The organism is Paenibacillus sp. J31P13, assembly GCF_056269295.1.
In genome coordinates, this window is the sequence record NZ_JBWDNR010000012.1 from 31,057 (window position 1) to 48,569 (window position 17,513).

General features: G+C 44.8%; 11 protein-coding genes. All 11 read right to left on the reverse strand.

The genetic code is table 11. From position 1 onward, the window contains the following. Positions 1-61 precede the first annotated feature (61 nt). The 11 genes from AC0YOD_RS25510 to AC0YOD_RS25560 all read right to left on the reverse strand — a co-directional run bounded on the left by AC0YOD_RS25510 (position 62) and on the right by AC0YOD_RS25560 (position 17,228). Positions 62-2,104 carry a hypothetical protein gene (locus tag AC0YOD_RS25510; RefSeq protein ID WP_475802159.1) on the reverse strand — a complete coding sequence of 681 codons (2,043 nt, stop codon included), beginning with the start codon at positions 2,102-2,104 and terminating at the stop codon, positions 62-64. 53 nt (positions 2,105-2,157) lie between these two features. Beyond that, positions 2,158-3,150, reverse strand: coding sequence for a zinc-dependent alcohol dehydrogenase (locus AC0YOD_RS25515; RefSeq protein WP_475802160.1), 993 nt, complete (start codon positions 3,148-3,150; stop codon positions 2,158-2,160). 353 nt (positions 3,151-3,503) lie between these two features. Next, positions 3,504-4,865 (reverse strand): ABC transporter substrate-binding protein, encoded by a 1,362-nt coding sequence (locus AC0YOD_RS25520; protein WP_475802161.1) that lies wholly within the window; start codon positions 4,863-4,865, stop codon positions 3,504-3,506. 130 nt (positions 4,866-4,995) lie between these two features. Beyond that, positions 4,996-5,940 carry a carbohydrate ABC transporter permease gene (locus tag AC0YOD_RS25525; protein ID WP_475802162.1) on the reverse strand — a complete coding sequence of 315 codons (945 nt, stop codon included), beginning with the start codon at positions 5,938-5,940 and terminating at the stop codon, positions 4,996-4,998. Positions 5,941-5,957: 17 nt separating this feature from the next. Next, on the reverse strand, positions 5,958-6,836 hold the full coding sequence (locus AC0YOD_RS25530) for a carbohydrate ABC transporter permease (RefSeq protein WP_475802163.1): 879 nt from the start codon (positions 6,834-6,836) through the stop codon (positions 5,958-5,960). A gap of 3 nt (positions 6,837-6,839) precedes the next feature. Further along, a complete protein-coding gene (locus AC0YOD_RS25535) occupies positions 6,840-9,095 on the reverse strand; it encodes a DUF5696 domain-containing protein (RefSeq protein ID WP_475802164.1) in 2,256 nt (751 codons plus the stop codon). Next, positions 9,092-11,242 (reverse strand): YIP1 family protein, encoded by a 2,151-nt coding sequence (locus AC0YOD_RS25540; RefSeq protein ID WP_475802165.1) that lies wholly within the window; start codon positions 11,240-11,242, stop codon positions 9,092-9,094. The genes AC0YOD_RS25535 and AC0YOD_RS25540 overlap by 4 nt, the downstream gene beginning before the upstream one ends. A gap of 28 nt (positions 11,243-11,270) precedes the next feature. Then, the gene (locus AC0YOD_RS25545) at positions 11,271-12,134 is read right to left on the reverse strand and encodes a carbohydrate ABC transporter permease (protein ID WP_475802166.1); all 864 of its coding nucleotides are present in this window, start codon (positions 12,132-12,134) and stop codon (positions 11,271-11,273) included. A gap of 1 nt (position 12,135) precedes the next feature. Beyond that, positions 12,136-13,032 (reverse strand): carbohydrate ABC transporter permease, encoded by an 897-nt coding sequence (locus AC0YOD_RS25550; RefSeq protein ID WP_475802220.1) that lies wholly within the window; start codon positions 13,030-13,032, stop codon positions 12,136-12,138. Between the two features lie 67 nt (positions 13,033-13,099). Further along, positions 13,100-16,093 (reverse strand): extracellular solute-binding protein, encoded by a 2,994-nt coding sequence (locus tag AC0YOD_RS25555; RefSeq protein WP_475802167.1) that lies wholly within the window; start codon positions 16,091-16,093, stop codon positions 13,100-13,102. Between the two features lie 16 nt (positions 16,094-16,109). Then, on the reverse strand, positions 16,110-17,228 hold the full coding sequence (locus tag AC0YOD_RS25560) for an ABC transporter ATP-binding protein (protein WP_475802168.1): 1,119 nt from the start codon (positions 17,226-17,228) through the stop codon (positions 16,110-16,112). Between the last annotated feature and the right edge of the window lie 285 nt (positions 17,229-17,513).

The following is a 17,513-nucleotide window of genomic DNA, read 5'->3' on the forward strand; positions in this document are numbered from 1 at the left end:
TCCATTTCAGTCGATCTGATTCCTTCCAGTACCGTATTGACTCAGTCTCCTGAATAGTCGCTTATCTTCCAATGATAATATTGCCTTGACGGCAGCTAATTGTCTCGCTTTCAATCGGCAGAGCACTGCGGTCTACCTTCACTTCCACGTTGGATGTATGCAGCATATAACCCCCTTGGAATGCACCTTCAGCAACCTCCAAACGACCGCCTTCAAAGGTCGCGATAGTCGCAATATAGGTATTTCCTGCACCCCCGATTGAATAATGAGACATATCTTCTCCCACTGCTCGACTCGTAAAATCGGAGAAGCGCCAGTCGGCAGCGCCTTCGTTCCCGCTTTCTCTTTTGAAAAAAGCCTTCTCCGCATTTGTGCCGGCAATAATTGCTCCGCTTCCAATGTCTATGCGCTTGTTACCTGTTCCTTCTAATACCATTCCGGTATTATCCATTGATCCGCCCCTAAAGGTAAAAGAGGACCCCGACGTACGCAGCGGCTTCGAATCGGCGCTAATGCCGACCAAAATGCAATTTTGAAAATGAATGCCGCCCCTGCCTGCGAAACGGTTGCCGTCCAGACCCTCGAAGCGGCAGTCTTTGAATGTCAGTTTCGAGCTAACCTTCTCATGCGACAGCTTGCGTTCCGGCATCACTTTAAAGGAGCAATTCTCGATTACATTAGGTCGCTTTGAACGTGAGGAGACTTGAACAAATTTGACCATGGCATCCGCCGTACAGTTTTTCATCTGCACACCATCAGCATTTAGCCAAATCGCACCTGTATTATACGAATTTTCAACACCAGGCCGATAGAACACATGCACATCCTCAAGCGTCAAATCCGTCACCTTCCGATGAGCAATAAACCACGAGCCTACATGCTTCTTCACCGTTATTCGCTTCGCGCTCTCACCCCAAGTGGGTCCGCTGTTAGCGAAGGACATGAGACCGGAATTACCTACATAAGTAAGATCATGCTCATATTGACCATGCGTAACGTAGGCGCCTAGATCGTCACCATCAGCGTGACAGTTCTCAACGAAGCTATAAGCCGAGCCCGTGAAATCATTTAGATGTCTGCCGTTGCTCGTCAAGCAATCTCTTACATGTCCATACAAACAGTAGATTTGCTGTGTCAAGTAACCCGTTCCGCCAATGAGAACCTCAACCGGATTCGTTAGTCTGCATTTTTCTGTGACATAAAAGGTACAGTACCTACGCATGATGACTGGCCAAAAAGTACCGTAAGCATCAATGCCAGAAGCATCGCACTCTACTCCAAACTCATAAGCGAGCGGTTGTGATCCAGTCTCTAGCGTCGTTCCTGCACCGTAAAACTTCATATTTCGCACGGAAGCGTTAACAACAGGATTTACCTTGCGGTACGTAACCTGTCTTCCCGGTTCCAATGACCAACCGTTTTTATAATTAAATCGGACATGCCTGTCATCGATAATTTCCGTCACTTGGATTAGCTTATCAAGTTCTCTTTCACAACTCCCTGCAAGATTATCAGATTGCGCAATCCACCACTCCCCAATTTGGAAGGCGGATGAATCAGCTACCTCGAATCTCTCATCCATCTCAAGGAGCTCCTCAGTCAAAAGGAGTGTTTGCTCATCACCAGCCATCATGCCCCTAAATAGAAATAAAGCATGAAATGGATCCTGTTCTTCCGAACGTTCTATACCATCGGTACAGACAGTGAAATGGTTGAAGTCGAGCTCAATGTGGCTTCTGTTGTATTGATGCCTGCGAATAAAGTGCAGGTTCGAGTCTGCTTCAATGCGGTAGAATGATTCATCGTTTACCATCGCATCAATAGCATCATCTGCCATGCGGTCACTGCCGAATATGCCAAAATAACGATAATGGCCAACCCCGTTATGAACGAGCAGCCACCTTCCCGCGCCGCCATCCTTCGGTCTATGGACCGTTCCTCCGTTATCCTCCGCTTGACAGCTCTCTTCCCAGCGAACAAGCTTGCCTCCTGGATCTCCGGTTTCATAATACCCCTCGACATACACATGCAGCCCTGGCAGCCTTTGCTCAGGAGGAATGGAACATAGCGCTTCTACATTAGGAACACTGTGGGTACTTCTCAATTCCTTAACCTCCTGTTTAGTCGCTTCTCGTATTTCTGCGTTATTTTGCTGTACTATTCAAAAGAAACAACAACGCCAAGCATCTTGCTCGGTTCACGCTCATAGCGACCGTATAGACTAGGCAAATCTTGAAAAGCAACCTCGTCCGTAATAAGTGATTTCAAATCTATTCGCTTCTCTTGAAGCATTCTCAAGAAGTCCTGTACATTGCGACCCTCTGTCCACCGAACATAGCCGATTGGATAATCGAAGCCTCGCTGTTCATAGTCCGCGTCATATCGGCCTGGGCCACCTGCGCGAGAGATCGTAATGCTGGCCTCTTTGCCAAATAGCAAGTCACGGTTGAATTCCCCGCCAGTATCTCCTACGATGACTACTTTGCCACGATCCCGCAGCCAAGGAAGCGCAGTATCGATTAGATTATCCTTGCGTGTACTCGCGCAAATCAGTACCGCGTCTGCACCCTTACCATCTGTTGTTACATTCGTAATCGCATTCTTCAACTCTTCTTCATTCGCGCAAGCGTAGCTTATTCCAGCTGCAAGCAGCTTAGTTCTTCTCGACTCCATCGGCTCAAATCCAATTACCCGGAAATTGGATGCATGCGCGATGTCGGCAATAATCTGTCCTAGAATACCAACTCCTACTATAATGACGGATTCGCCAAAAGTAAGCTCAGCTTGACGCAGGGCATGAATAGCAATTGCTCCTATACCTGAGAAAGCAGCCTCCTGACTAGAGACACCGTCTGGAATAGGTGCGGTTAAATACTTAGGCGAAATCATAATATCTCTATGAGCTGGCGTTCCGTAACAAGCGACTCGGTCTCCCGGCTTCACATGAGTGACGCCTTCTCCTACCTCTAGCACGATACCTGCTGCACTATAACCAAGCGAAGCTTTTGGATTCGTTCTTATCATTAATAGCTCTGTACCAATACTAACTGCAGAATGGGTAACCTTGACTTTGACATAGTGATCTTTCACTTCAGGCTCCGGCATATCAACAATGACTGCGGAACCATTACTGCTCATCAAGACTCGCATAGGAACCTCCTGATTTATCTCTAATTTATATTGGCGTTTCAAACCCACTATAATCTTTTGCTGATGTATCATTGATGTATAAATTATATACTTCCTTTAATTCGAACGTCAACCTTAAAATGAGAAAATCCTCGTCCCATCCATGTAAAATACCACTTCACGTTGCAATTTTAACTAGAAATAGCGGAATAGATAGTCGTAACCATTTAGAAAAAGAGCCGATCAGCATATGCTGATCGGCATGCTTCTCTCGACTGTACGCTATACTTCATTCATTATTGTTAATGTACGATTGAAACCTTTTCGGAAAATGATACATCAACCTTGCCTATCAATAGGCAGAAGAAAGCGGCTTATTTTGCCGTTCCTGCTGCTTCAATCGCTTTAATCGACTGCTCTTCAATGGAAGCAAAAGCCGTATTCATGTCTACAAGTTTTTTCGCCAGATCAATACCTAGTCCGCCATAGATTGGTCTTACGATACCGTTAAATGGTGATTGGTAAGCTGGAGGTGCAATTTGGTTGAAGGTAAACGCGCTGAAGTTTTTGTCCTTCAGGTAGAAATCTTGACCAATTTGACTCTTAATGTCCGCATTATCTAGTACAGGGATTCGTCCAAGCTCACGAGCTTGCTGCAGTTGGTAATCATCAGATGTCAAAAACTTAATCGCACGCATAGCCGCTTCTTTATCTGTTGAAGTGTTTGCAATGCTTACATAGTAAGGGGTCGGCTGGGAACCAATATTCGGCATATCTTCAAAGGTAGGCAGAGATACCATATCCCAGTCAATTGCACTTAGACGCTCTTCTGGATAAATGTATGAAATATTAGAATTACCAACCAACATTGCAATTCCACCATCTAAGAATACCGGTGTATACGGCAAAGCTCCTGTAGCTGTCAGTACATCTTGGAAGACTTGATTGTCTGTTGCATCTTGGAACAATTGGTAGACATTTTTCCAACGCGGATCTGTGTTGATTGTCGGTTTGCCTGTATCAGCGTCTAGAACAGGAATAGAGTATTGATTGTACATAGCCAAATGAGTCGGTATAAATGACAAGCCTACAATTTTCTTCTCTCCGTCAACACGGTTAAGCTTTTTCGATTTTTCAATAATTTCTGTCCAAGTCATACCGTTCTCTGGGTAAGCTTCTCCGAATTTATCAAAAATTTCTTTGTTGTAATAAAGGATTAATGAATCCGTCCACAGCGGCAAGGAGTGAATAGCTCCTGAAGCATTGGAAGACTTGATGCCTGTAATCAAGCTGCTTTCAAAACGGTTCAAATCGATATTTTCTTCTTCGATCATCGGACCCATATCATATTCAAGTCCGTATTGTTCAAGCACATTGCTCTTTGAGCTGAAGAAAACATCGAATTTCTCACCGCTGGCAATAAGTGTTTCAAGCGTTGTTTCCGGACTCATCGGAATATATTTAAATTCTGAGTTCGGATATTTGGCTTTCAACGAATTACCGATCCACGCATCAAAGTTCTCTTGGGTAATACCCGCTTCATCTGTATAGAACGTGAGCTTCAAAGGATCCGTGTTCTCCGGTTCTTCTGTTGCTGGAGCATCAGTCTGCTCCGTAGTTGGAGGCGTACTTGGGCTGTTGCTCGGCTTTGAATTCCCCCCATTGTTGCTGCAAGCAGCAAGAAGTACGATTACCATTGTAAAAACGATGAGTTTGCTAAGCATTTTTTTAGACATTGAAAATACCCTCCCATAATACGAATGGCCTTGCAGAATCCCCGCCTAAAGTTTCTTAATCGTATGTGCATCCTGGTGTATTCAAAGCGACGAACGAACGCACCACCTCCTAAAATAAGTAAACGCCAGATTACTCAACCAGACCTGTACGCTCAACACTCTCAATGAACCAACGTTGTGCGAATAAATAGAGCAGGAGAGGCGGTAATATAATAAGAAAGGAAGTCGCCATCTTCATCGGCTCATCGAATATAGACGGCCCTGAAAGCTTCGCCTGTGCATCAAGTGCAGCCGCTAGCTGCCCCATACCCATTGATAAAGGTACATGCTCTGAACCGAATAGATACATGGAAGGTAAATAGTAGTCATTCCAAGTCCAAACAAAAGAGAACAAGAATACGACAAGGATTGCTGGCTTAGCCAGCGGCAGCATGACGCGAAGGAAGATACGGAATACGCCAGCACCGTCCATTCTTGCCGCTTCTTCAAGCTCCTTCGGCTGCGTGGAGAAGAACTGTCTGTAGATGATGACAAACAGAGCACCCTTCAAGCCATGACCAAATATCGCCGGTAAAATAATAGGGATGTACGTTTTCATCAGGCCCAGCTGGCTCGCTGCAATCAGATTCGGAAGAATCGTGACCTGAGGTGGAACGACAAAAGAAAGCAGCAAGCAAACGAATAATGTTCTCTTAAAAGGAAATTCAAGCTTAGCGAACGCATAGCCCGCAATGGCGCAAAAGAAGGTTTGCAGCAAAGCGACCGTCAAGGATAAACCAATGGAAATGGTCAATGCGCTAGGGTAGTTCAGAATATCCCATGCCTTCTGCAATACGCCTGTATAAATTTGCTGCGGAATCCAGACAACTGCCGGATCGAGCAAATCGCCTACATCCTTGACCATCGTCGAAATCATATACAGGATTGGCTTCAAGTAGATGTACGCCGTATCGATGAGAATTAAGTAAATGAATAGCTTGAATATCAAGCCCTTATCCATTTCTTTGCCTAATACAATGTTTTTCACTTTCCTCGGTGTAATCTTACTGCGAAAGGCAAACAGCCGTTTGTACATTCCCTCACCTTCCTTTCCTAGTATTTTTCAATCTTCGATGTCCGGCTAACCCAAGCAAATAAAGCAAATATGATGCCTAAGAACAAGAAGATGATCCCGAAATAAATCCAGGCAAGTGCGCTTGATTGCCCATAATTGGTCGTATTGACCTGACTTAAAATCGGATTCGTCGGGAACGTGAACAGATCCACGGTCGTGTAGATTACATTCAGCAAAATAAATGGCAGCATGGCAGGCAATGTGATTTTCCAAAAGGTTTCCCAAGGTGTAGCGCCGTCAATCCGTGCAGCCTCATAGACGGATGCGGATATCGTCTGCCTTCCGGCAAGAAAGAGTAAGATCTGAACACCTGAGTACCAGAGTATAAGAACAAAGGAACCCAAAACACTCTCTAACGGCCCTCCCCATGATTTCGGCAAATATTGTCCGATCAGGCTGCCGATATCATATTGCTCCAGAAAGTCAAGATTTCCTTTACCGCCAGTTATAAATTCGTTAATGACCTTTCCTGTAGAGAAGATTACAGGCAAGAAGAAGATCGCTCTAAAAAGCGTACGTCCGAAAAATTTCTGGTTCAGAATAATAGCAATAAGCAATGAAAAGACAATGATGATTGGAATCATCAGCAGCGCCTGCCGCAGAAATGGAATGAGCTGATTGTAGAGCAGGTCTGCATTTTCAAATAAAATAAACTTGTAATATTGAAGACCCACGAAGGTTGCCTCGACGCCCGTCGCCTTTATCTTCACATTGTGAAAGCTCATATATAAGGAATAAGCCAGCGGCAGCATGATAAATATCAGAAGACCAAGAGCCCAAGGGGCAATAAACAATGAGCCTTCCAGCTTACGGATCGTCGCAGCCTTCATTCTTCGCTTTGCTTTGAAAGCACTCATCGTCTACACCCCTCCTTCAATGACCAGATAGCTCAGCGAATCAACTGTTATTCCATTGTAGGAATAAGGCTCACTGCTGTAATTCACAATAATTTTTTTATTGTTCTCATACACCGTCATACGAACTTCATCGTTCAATATTTGGTGATCAACAATAAACTGCCCCTGCACATCGCCAAGCACTTTATTGAACTCCTTGTATTCCGCGATCGCTTTATCTTTCCATTCTGAGAAGTCCGTACTGTAATAATTGTAAAGTCCGTCTGAATATTTGTTTTTATCGGATGACTCCGCCGAGAAGATATAGGACGGAAACGCCCCTGACTCAATCGCCTTCAGCCATTCCCGAACAGGCTCATCACGATTATTGGAATAGTTAGTCGTATAGGGAATCAGCCCATGCAATGCAATAGCAGTGAACGGAACCGATTGGCTGGAGAACAAATCATAAGAGTAATCATCACTGATTTGAGCTGCACGATCTACATGAGCAATGCCGTAGAAATTGGAGCTGACACTTGCAACAGAGCCAAGAGACTCCTTGATCTCATTGAAAATGTTATTCTGAAGTGTGATGCTCTCTTCTCTACTCGCCTCATAGCGGCTATTGTAATCACTTAAGAGCATAGCCCCTAATCCTTCAACCTCTAGCCCATCGACACCAAGCTTCTTATATGCCTTCAGTGATTTTCCCATCGTTTTCTCCAAATACTTCAGACTCACATACGGCAGCCCCTCATTCACGATCGTTCCACCTAAATTACGAATGCCGTCTCGGCGGCTGCTGAATCCTCCATCCCCATTTGAGTTATAGGCGAGATTCGTACGAAGATAGACAGGAATATCAAGCGAATGAGCAAATTCAACAAAAGATTTCATGCCTTTATTTCCGCCGATTCTTTTATCAACAGGGGGCCAAGCGCCTAATGTGCTGTAGCCGTCCTTTTGCCAGCCTAAGTAGCTGACACTCATATTGTTGATTCCTTGATCATGAAGCTGCTGAATGATATCCTTCGCATCTGTTGTAGTCGTCTGCTTGATGTACTTATCCAGTACAAAGCCCTTATCAATGTCAGCGCCGATTAGAGCAACATTCATTGGCAGCTCATCCGAATCTATCTTCAGCTTGGACATACCCTCTTCGTCAATAAGATGCTGGCGGTAACGTTTCGCCATGCCTGTGTAGGTAGCCGCATCACCTTCCAGCAAATAATAGTCCGTAGACCTGTTGCCATGGAAGCGCTCCGTATCGCTGTAAGTAACGAAATAGCTGTCCGTATCTTTATTCGTCACCAGCTTGTAGGAGGATCGGAAATGCGTTTGAGAGGTAATCCAGTTATAGCTGCTGAATACACCAGAGGGCGATGCGAGAATCTCGCCAAAAGCAGCGCCTTCCGAGACAACCGCAAGAAGCCCTTTACTGCCCGTCTTAATGCCATAAACCGGCATAACAACCTGTTCCCTTGAATAATCCGGATCAATCGCAAACGAGAGATCATTCCCATAGATCCGCTCCTGAAACAAGTAGACACCATTGGATTGACTAGGCTTAAAATCAATCAAAGCGCCTGATCCGTCAGGAATGAACAGGTATCCATCCTTATCCGAGGACGTTTTGGCTCCAAAAAACGGATACAATCGGAGCGATAGTATACTGAATGCTCCCTCCTTCATCTCCGCTTCATCAATTGTCGTAGTCACTTTATCCCCATTGATTAGGACGTTCACAGGAATAGAAAATTGCAGCGCAGGGAAATTGAATACGAGCTTGAAACCGTTAGGCAGAATCTCAATATCCGATATTTGCCCGCCATCCTTTAGAAAGTTCGTTTCCTTTGGCTTCGGATTGTTGACGCTAAGGTCGATATATTGAATCATAATGGGTGAACGAAGATTTAATCGCCAGTTGCCGCTAATCGTTTCCTCTTTCCACACGGTTGGATCGGGATATGAATACCAGATTGCATCGCTCACCTTGCTCTTTACGATGAAATGACCAGACTTCTCGTCTAGCAATAACCGATAGGAATCGCTCTCTGCAGCCTCTTTAAACTGCTCCGCATCTGGTAATTCACTACCCCCTTTAGCCGGGGTCTTGGCTGTGCTTTGCGGCGCAGCTGGTTTCTCCGAATCTACTTGCAGTGTATTTACCTTCAAATGGGTTGCGACGTAAGATCCAAGTAAAATAATAATGATAGCTGCGGCCGCATGCGACCAGCGAAACCGATAGCGGATTCGAATTTTGAACCCCTTCGTCATCGCAGCCTCGCCTCCTGATAGATTTCTATGATGAACGATCTTAAATCACTTGAAAGACCAAACACGATCAAGACGAGAATGATGAGAATCGCGAACGCGAATAAGCTCCAAAATATGTTTCCGATCGTTTCCCATACCGAATAGTTTTGAAGAGCTTGAATACTCCAGAAGAACAACAGTACAATCCATACAACCATGCCATTCTGAAGGAAGGAGTAGATTGAAATCTCTGAAAAAGTTAGAATATTAGATAGCTGTGCCAGCGGCAAGCCTACCAAAATAATCGGCAGCAACGCATAGCTGCTTGCAATAAATACATCCTTGAACCGTCCCTCACCCCGATAAATCGAGCTGACCAAGTAGTTGCAAATAACCCATCCAAGCCATAATGCCATAAATTGAATAAAGAGAATGATGGGATTGAAGCGGTAAATATCTACCGTGTTAAAGGTAAAGCTGGTATAGCGATTAGAAATAGCCAATGCGCCAAAAACAAGACCAAGGATAATCACACCGCTGATATAGCTTCCTTTGTTCTCATAACGAATAGCTGTAAATCCGTCTAGCGGATGACGAATAATATAAAATAAATGCTTGAACTGTACGATAAAAGGGTTTTCACTCTGCTTGCGATTTCTCCTGTTCTTCCGCCATGAGAAACGTTTGGAGAGCTTGTTCGCAAGCCATAATCCAACTAAGATAATGATTCCTGCTGTCGCAAAATCAGAGAAGCGCGATTGGAACCATTGCAATCTGAGCTGCCAGAACGCTTGAGAATAGCCAGACTTGTAGCCGCCTTGCTCAAAATACGCCATAGCCAGCTTATAATCACCTTTCTTATAAGCCGCTTTCCCCAAACCTAGATAGGCTGGTGTGAAAGCATTATTCAGATGCAGCACCTTCGACCAAAGCTCTTCACTATCCTCATAACGTCCTTGCTGGGTTAAGTAATTTGCCTCATTCACGTATGTGCCAAATTCCGTCGGTACTAGCTTCTGAATTAGACCCTCCTGACCATCAAGAACATAAAGATTATTCTTGGAGTCAGAATCAATTGCAACCGCACTTTTCAACAACCCAAGTTGAGAAGCCGTGCTTTTAGAAGGTCCTCCCCAAAAGAACAATAGATTTCCATTCGCATCATATTGACTAATATATTGATAGACAGAATCAATCCCTGTCATATTGCCGCGTGAATCAATCGTCACGTCGGTAAGCTGCGATAATACGGGTTTACCCGCATCTTTTTTTTGCGCTGAAGGAAGCACCTCTCCATAATTATTCGATCGAGAAGAATAGCTGTCACTCCCGCTGAGCATGTTCATGCCCCGTATATTCAGCTTCTTAATTTGATTGGAAGTAACATCCTTGCCTGCTGTTGTCGTATAAATAAAACCATCTTTATCGACCGCGACGCTGCTGATAGTTCCTGGCACCTTCCTCAGCTCACGCTCATACATCTTTTTCGTGAAAAAAGTTTTCTTAAATGCATCAAGCGCTGAGAACGAAGCTCTATTTGCCCCATAGAAGCTTTGGAACTCTCCTTCTGGATCAAGCTGCAGCAGACCTTGATAACCGCCAACCGTCACAATGTACAAATAACCGCGTTTATCAACAATCAGTCTTACGGGATCAAACTTATACGTTTCTGGAATCATTCTGGACCCAGGACGCTTGAATTCTTTCACGAATTCGCCATCCTTATCCAGCTTCACAATTCGTTGATTGCCTGTATCCGCGATGTAGATTTCACCTGCATCGGTTACGAATAGCCCGCGAGGTCCCTTAAGCGGACTTTCCTTACTATTTAAATAACGAACGAATTTCCCGTCCCCCCGCAGCTCCACAATTCGATTATTGCCTGTATCTGCAATATACAAATGATCATTGCTGTCAATAAAGATATCCTGCGGTCCTTTTAGCGGCGACGGCTGATTAGCCCCAGCACCCTCTCCGCCCTCAATCGTCAAATTATTGCCAAGCACTGTCGAAGAATAATAAGCCGGTTGTGTCCAAATGAATTGCCCTCCGGCATCCTTGGAATTCGTACCATAGGGTACCCCTGCTGCTGCATTCTGCGGCATGATAAGCATAATCGACAGGAACATGAGCAGACCGGACAATAGGCGCAAATGCTTTCCCTTCAAAGTCTGTCCCCCCCTTCTGCGATCCATGTTATTTGATTCCCGAATGCGCCATTGTATCGATGACCTTGCGCTGGAACAGCATAAAAATAATAAGATTCGGCAGGAAAAGTACAACAGCAGCAGCAGCTGCGGCACCTTGCCTCGACACACTGTTTGCCAAGCCATTTGTCAACGTTGTTAGGAAAAACGGGAACGTCTTCATCGCCTCATCCTGCATGTACAGCGTGGACGTTTCTACATTGCCCCATGCCGCCTGAAATGCCAGTATGGCAACAGTCGCAACTGCCGGAACACAGATTGGCATAACGATTCGAGCAAAAATAGTTATTTCTCTAGCACCGTCTATTTTCGCCGCCTCAAGCAGCTCATCTGGGACCTGATCAATAAATTGCTTCATTAGAAAGACACTTACAGGTGCAGCCATGAGCGGCAGGATATGCCCCCAATACGTATTCATAATACCCAGCTCAACGGCGACCAAATAGCGCGGAATAGCAACTGTCTCCGGTGCAAACATAAGCGAAATGAGAATAATAGCAAAGAAAGCTTGATGTCCCGGAAATTTATGCTTGGAAATCGGATAAGCACAAAGCGCACTCATCAGCGTTATACCAATTACAGCAGCGATAGACATCATGATACTGTTAAACAAATAACGGGTAACCGGTATAATGGATGAGCTCGTTACGGTGAACAATTCGATAAAATTCTGCAGCGTTGGTTGATTCACAAGAACACGCGGCGGATAAACGAACAGCTCGTTAAACGGCTTCAAGGAATGATTGAAAATATAGACTAGCGGCAGCAGCATGAAAATGGCGAGCGCTGTGAGCAGCACAAACAGCAGCTTCTGAAAATGGTCTGTCCGATTTAGTCTTAGACGTCTGAACAATTTATTCACCCTCCTTCGGACCGAACAACCGCCAACCTAGTCTATTGGACAAGTACATGACGATAAGTAGAAATACCGATAAGGAAGCGGCATAGCCCATCTCAAATCGAACCTCTCCATAATCCTGAATGTGGGTAACAAGGAGAGTTCCCGCATATTGCGGCGTAGGATTTTGACCAGAAAGTTCAATTCCGATTTGTCCTGCTTTAAAGGTACCTACTATAGCCATAACAGCGCCGAATAGCATTTGCGGTTTCATTGAAGGAATCGTTACATACCATATTTCTTGCAGACGGCTCTTCATGCCATCAATACGTGCCGCTTCATATAGCTCCGGGTTAACGTTTTGAATACCTGCCAGCATCGCCAGGAATCCAACACCCATACTCGACCACATGGTTACAACGATCATGGAATTCATCAAGTAAGCTTTATCCGTCACCCACAGATGCGGTTCTTCAATAAAGCCGAGATTAAGTAGAATGCTGTTCAGATAACCGACGCGGTCACCTGTCAATAACGGCAGCCATACGATACTCATTGCAATACCAACGGTTAAAGAAGGTGTATAAATAGCTAGTGCATACCATGTTCTCATCATCTTCGGCAGCTGGGAGATCAGCCACGCTAGAACAAATGATGCGATGTAGCCGCCTGGTCCTACGATTAATGCAAATTTGATCGTATTGGGCAGCGCATACTGCAGGAAGATCAAATCTTGCGACAGCATATATTGAAAGTTCTGCCAGCCTATGAATCGCGGCGGCTCGATTGCGTTGTAATAGGTGAAGCTAAGAACAATAGCCAGCACGACAGGAATAAATATGAAGGCTGTGAAACATAGGAAGAAAGGTGCGATAAATAAATAGGACAATCTAAACTTCCACACACGATTCATAACATTTTTGATTTTCGAAGGAGGGCGTCCGACAGGCTCGAACATGCTGTCTTTCTCATTAACGGCTTCAATCTGTGACATACCTGTCGACTCCCTTCCACGGCTCATTTATTTGCGGTAAATCCAGCGAGCGAATGACCTTATTCTGATCATCAACAAATCCAAACTCGCGTGTCTTGCGTAGCATTTCCCGATCAACGTTAAGCATGCCCTGCTCCAATGATTCTCGGAAGTTCATCCCATCCACTACCGTACGATTCCAAGCATTGTTCAATTCTCTGACCAAGTAATAGGAACCAGGTAAATAAGGAAGCTCACGATACCATCTCCACTGCTCCAAAATGACCTTTAAATCCTCTTTCACCCATGGAAGACGGCTAAATGCATCAATATTGGCTGTATTCCAGCGGAACTGCGCCCCGTTAAAGGATTCCAAGTTGGAGCCATACTGCTCCTGTATATCCGAGGACAACCACCATTTCATAAACGCCCAAGATTCTTCCTTCTTATCAGACTTTTTGAAAATAACGCCTGCTGTCTGTCCGCCGGAAGCCCAGCGTTCTACTGTTCCATCGCTTTTCTCAATGCCAGGAAGCGGAGCAATCCCCCACCAGCCTGCAAGCTCTGGTGCTGCAACGACCAGCTGAATATAGTTGTTGAAGTCCGCTATTCCTATTGGCATATCGCCTTGACGGAAATGCTGGTAGAAGCTCGGAACCTCGCGCTCAAGACCATAAATATTGAATAAATCCGTCCATTGCTTGAATGCGTTGAATGACTCTGGCGAATTCAGATCGGAGGACAAGCCGTTTTCCTTGAAGAAGCTGCTGCCATTTTGATAGAAAAAGGTTGGAAAATCATTCGTCGGAACATAAAAGTTATAACCGCCCTGCTGCAGCGTAGGCAGCAGCTCATAAACCTGATTCCACGTATTAGGCACTTCAATGCCCAGCTTCTTCAGAATATCCTTGCGATAAAATAAAACCTTAAAGGACTGTGTTTCCGGGAGCCCGTAATAGCCTCCATTATAATAGTAAGGAATCGTTGAACCTGGCGCGTAAGTGCTTGCCAGCTGGTCAAAATCCGCAAACTGAGAGAGATCCACTAGTGCATTTCGCATCGCAAAATCTACCGGTTTATCTTGCGTCAGTCCAAGCGCTAGATCTGGCGACAAGCCTGCTGCATTACTTAAAATAAGCATCTGCTCATTGGGCAGCAGGTTCACATTTACCTTAATGCCATATTGCGGAGTAAACTGCTGATCCGCTAATTGCTGCAGCTCATTTACATAATCCCGTCCACGGTTGACCCATATTTGAAGCACATTATCATCAACTGCGCTTATTGCATTCTTCCTTTGGAAGGAATAGAAAAAGTTTTTGACGCTGCCTGTAATCGATTGAAAGAATTTCGCTTTCATTCTCGGGAATTTAGTCTGTATAGGTGCTACATAAATCTGATCCAGCTTCAAGGACGATATTGCAAGTGAAGTCCGAATACTTCCTATATTTTCATAAAGAGAGGATACACGGTCGATATGATACGGGATTTCATTCGGGTATTTTACAATGCGTGCAATATCGTCTGCCGCACTCTCAATCGTTTGCAGCACATTATCTCTGCGTCCATTTGCTTCTTTCATTTGTTCTGCCATCAACTGAAGCTCATCACGAATCACCTCAAGCTTCTTCGGAAGCTCTGCATAGTCTTGAACGATATTCCATGTACGGTTATTGTCGACAACCCCACCAGTCATGGAGCGAAGCTCCTCAGAAACCGACTTAAGTTCTGATAGAACTTTATCGCTGCTTACGATAACGGGCTGGAAGGGAGCTATCGTAGAGGTCATCGACAATACATGCTCACCCGCAGTCAGATAAATCTCATAAGGGTCGCCGTCCTGTTCACCCAAAACAACGCCCTGCCAGCTCGGTGAATATCGGAACGGATAGGCAAGAAGTTGTTGAAAAGGCACTTTGCCGTCAATGGCAATCATGCGGAATACCGTCATATTAGAGCTGTAGCCCTGATAGGCGCGCATACCGATTTTGTAATGACCATCCGCAGGCGCGGTAAACGTCCAGTTTATCGTTTGACCGCCGTCTTTCCAGCGCTCCCCGCCTACTGTATTAAAAGTATCTTTGCCGTCTGCATGAGGGACGGTTAATGGATCGCTATCGGAAGCAATTTGAATGCTAACATCATTCTTGCTTGTCATTTGCTCAGCTTGAATAATTTGAACTTCATCCGATTGCGGTTCATTCTTCTCTCCCGTGCTATATTGCTCATATGTAGGAAGCAGCTCCGGCGAGGAAAGAACGATAGCATCAATCGCTATAGAATCCGAACTGCTCAGGCGAAGCTTGTGCGTACCCGCTGTTAAATACCATTGAAGCGGCTCCGAGTACGCTCCTTGCGAATCTTGGAAAGGTACGGATAACCAATCCGTAAGCAATTTCGTTTGCGGGCGAATATCGTCGCCATTCTCATCTTGCTTAATTGGCATTTCATCAGCGAATAGTCGGCGAAAGGATACCGATCTTGCTTCGCGATAAGGATGATTTCCGTCCACCTCAACAGACAATACGGCAGAACGGCGTGTCGGAACAGCCGCATCCGGGGCATCATACGGATAATAATTCAAATTCATACTATAAAGTCCTGAGGCCGGCACTTGTAGCTCGTATTCGACCCAGTTTTCTTTCTCGCTTCTCCATACAAGCACACCACTTTTGCCAGCGTAGCTGTCAACGATTGCTTGTGAGTTTTCGGATAGAGCGGAGAAGGAATCGCCTTTAATCGTGATTTCCTCCGTTTTGGCTGCCTGAAATCCCTGACTACGCCATTCAGCCAAAACATCCCTATAGTAAGGCTCAAATCCGTCAGCATCATTTGGCTTCTTAGCGCTGTCGGTTGCGCTCAGGCTTGTAGTGCTAGAGCTGTCGTTCGCCGCCTTCGCTTCTTCGTTCCCTGCAGCGGTAACAAGACCGCTGACCATCACAAGCGACAGCATAACGCATATCATTTGCAGCCATTTCCTTGATTTACGGTAAATCTTCAAGTCCGACATCTCCTTCCTAATCAAGCCTTTGTCCGGTATCCACATCAAAGAAAAGAGAGCTGCTCATATCGAAGGCGAGTTGTATACGTTCATCATCCTCATAAAAATTTCGCGGTGCTGTACGTACAATCAAATTTGTCGGCTCACCTATATCCAAATAGAGAAAGCGATCTGCACCCATCAGTTCGCTTAGCTTGTATTTTCCTGTAGGGGCGTCCCCTAAGCGAGTTTCCGTAACGGTGCCTGTGACACTAATATTTTCAGGACGAATGCCAAGAACGATTTTTCGCCCCAGTTTCACTTCATTTCTCTTCAACCGATTTCCAATCTCTTCTGTCAACGTCAAGCTGATTCTCTTAGAATGAAATGCCAGCTGCCCTGCTGTTTCTTCTAATTTCCCTTCGATAAAATTGATCGGAGGAGAACCGATAAAGCTAGCCACGAACATATTCGCCGGATTATTGTAGATTTGCTCCGGAGTATCAACCTGCTGGATAAAGCCATCCTTCATGACAACGATCCGAGTCCCCATTGTCATAGCTTCGGTCTGATCATGCGTGACATATATCATCGTTACCCCAAGCTGCTTATGCAGCTTAATAATTTCTGTCCTCATTTGCACACGAAGCTTAGCATCAAGATTAGAGAGCGGCTCATCCATTAGAAACACTTGCGGATTGCGAACGATTGCGCGTCCAAGCGCTACACGCTGACGTTGGCCACCCGATAGATTTCTAGGCTTTCTTCCAAGAAATCGTTCAATTTCTAGAAGACGGGACACTTTCCTAACTCCGATATCAATTTCATGCTTCGGCGTTTTTCTAAGTCGGAGACCGAAAGCTATATTTTCAAATACAGACATATTCGGGTATAACGCATAGTTTTGAAAGACCATAGCGATATCACGTTCTTTCGGCGGAAGATCATTCACGAGTACGTCATCGATAAAGATGTCGCCCTTCGAAATATCCTCAAGCCCTGCAATCATCCTGAGTGTCGTTGACTTCCCGCAGCCTGACGGTCCGACAAATACCATAAACTCTTTATCCTCTATTTCTAGATTGAAGTCCGTTACAACAGGCTGGACGTCCTTCCCATACTGCTTATAAACATTCTGAAACGAAATTCGCGCCATGTGGAGCCTCCTATTTCGAATGAAATATGACATAAATGCTAAACGCATTCTGATTCCCCTCTGATTCCCTAAACCCTAAAAACAGGAAGTAAAAGCTGAAATCTGATTTACTTTTGATGTACTTTGAAATCATTATATATGCCTTTTTTATTTCATGTCAACAAATCTAACATAAAAATAATGATTTTTTTCCCATTTTCATTTCTGTAAGGGCTTACATTGATTTACATCTGATTCATTCTAATTAATTATTTACATAATTAATTAGTTCGTGATGCACAACTG

Excerpts from the sequence above, each read along its gene's own strand:
- AC0YOD_RS25515 (WP_475802160.1), bottom strand. The coding sequence starts at position 3,150 with ATGCGAGTCTTGATGAGCAGTAATGGTTCCGCAGTCATTGTTGATATG.
- AC0YOD_RS25520 (WP_475802161.1), bottom strand. The coding sequence starts at position 4,865 with ATGTCTAAAAAAATGCTTAGCAAACTCATCGTTTTTACAATGGTAATC.
- AC0YOD_RS25525 (WP_475802162.1), bottom strand. The coding sequence starts at position 5,940 with ATGTACAAACGGCTGTTTGCCTTTCGCAGTAAGATTACACCGAGGAAA.
- AC0YOD_RS25530 (WP_475802163.1), bottom strand. The coding sequence starts at position 6,836 with ATGAGTGCTTTCAAAGCAAAGCGAAGAATGAAGGCTGCGACGATCCGT.
- AC0YOD_RS25535 (WP_475802164.1), bottom strand. The coding sequence starts at position 9,095 with ATGACGAAGGGGTTCAAAATTCGAATCCGCTATCGGTTTCGCTGGTCG.
- AC0YOD_RS25550 (WP_475802220.1), bottom strand. The coding sequence starts at position 13,032 with ATGAATCGTGTGTGGAAGTTTAGATTGTCCTATTTATTTATCGCACCT.
- AC0YOD_RS25560 (WP_475802168.1), bottom strand. The coding sequence starts at position 17,228 with ATGGCGCGAATTTCGTTTCAGAATGTTTATAAGCAGTATGGGAAGGAC.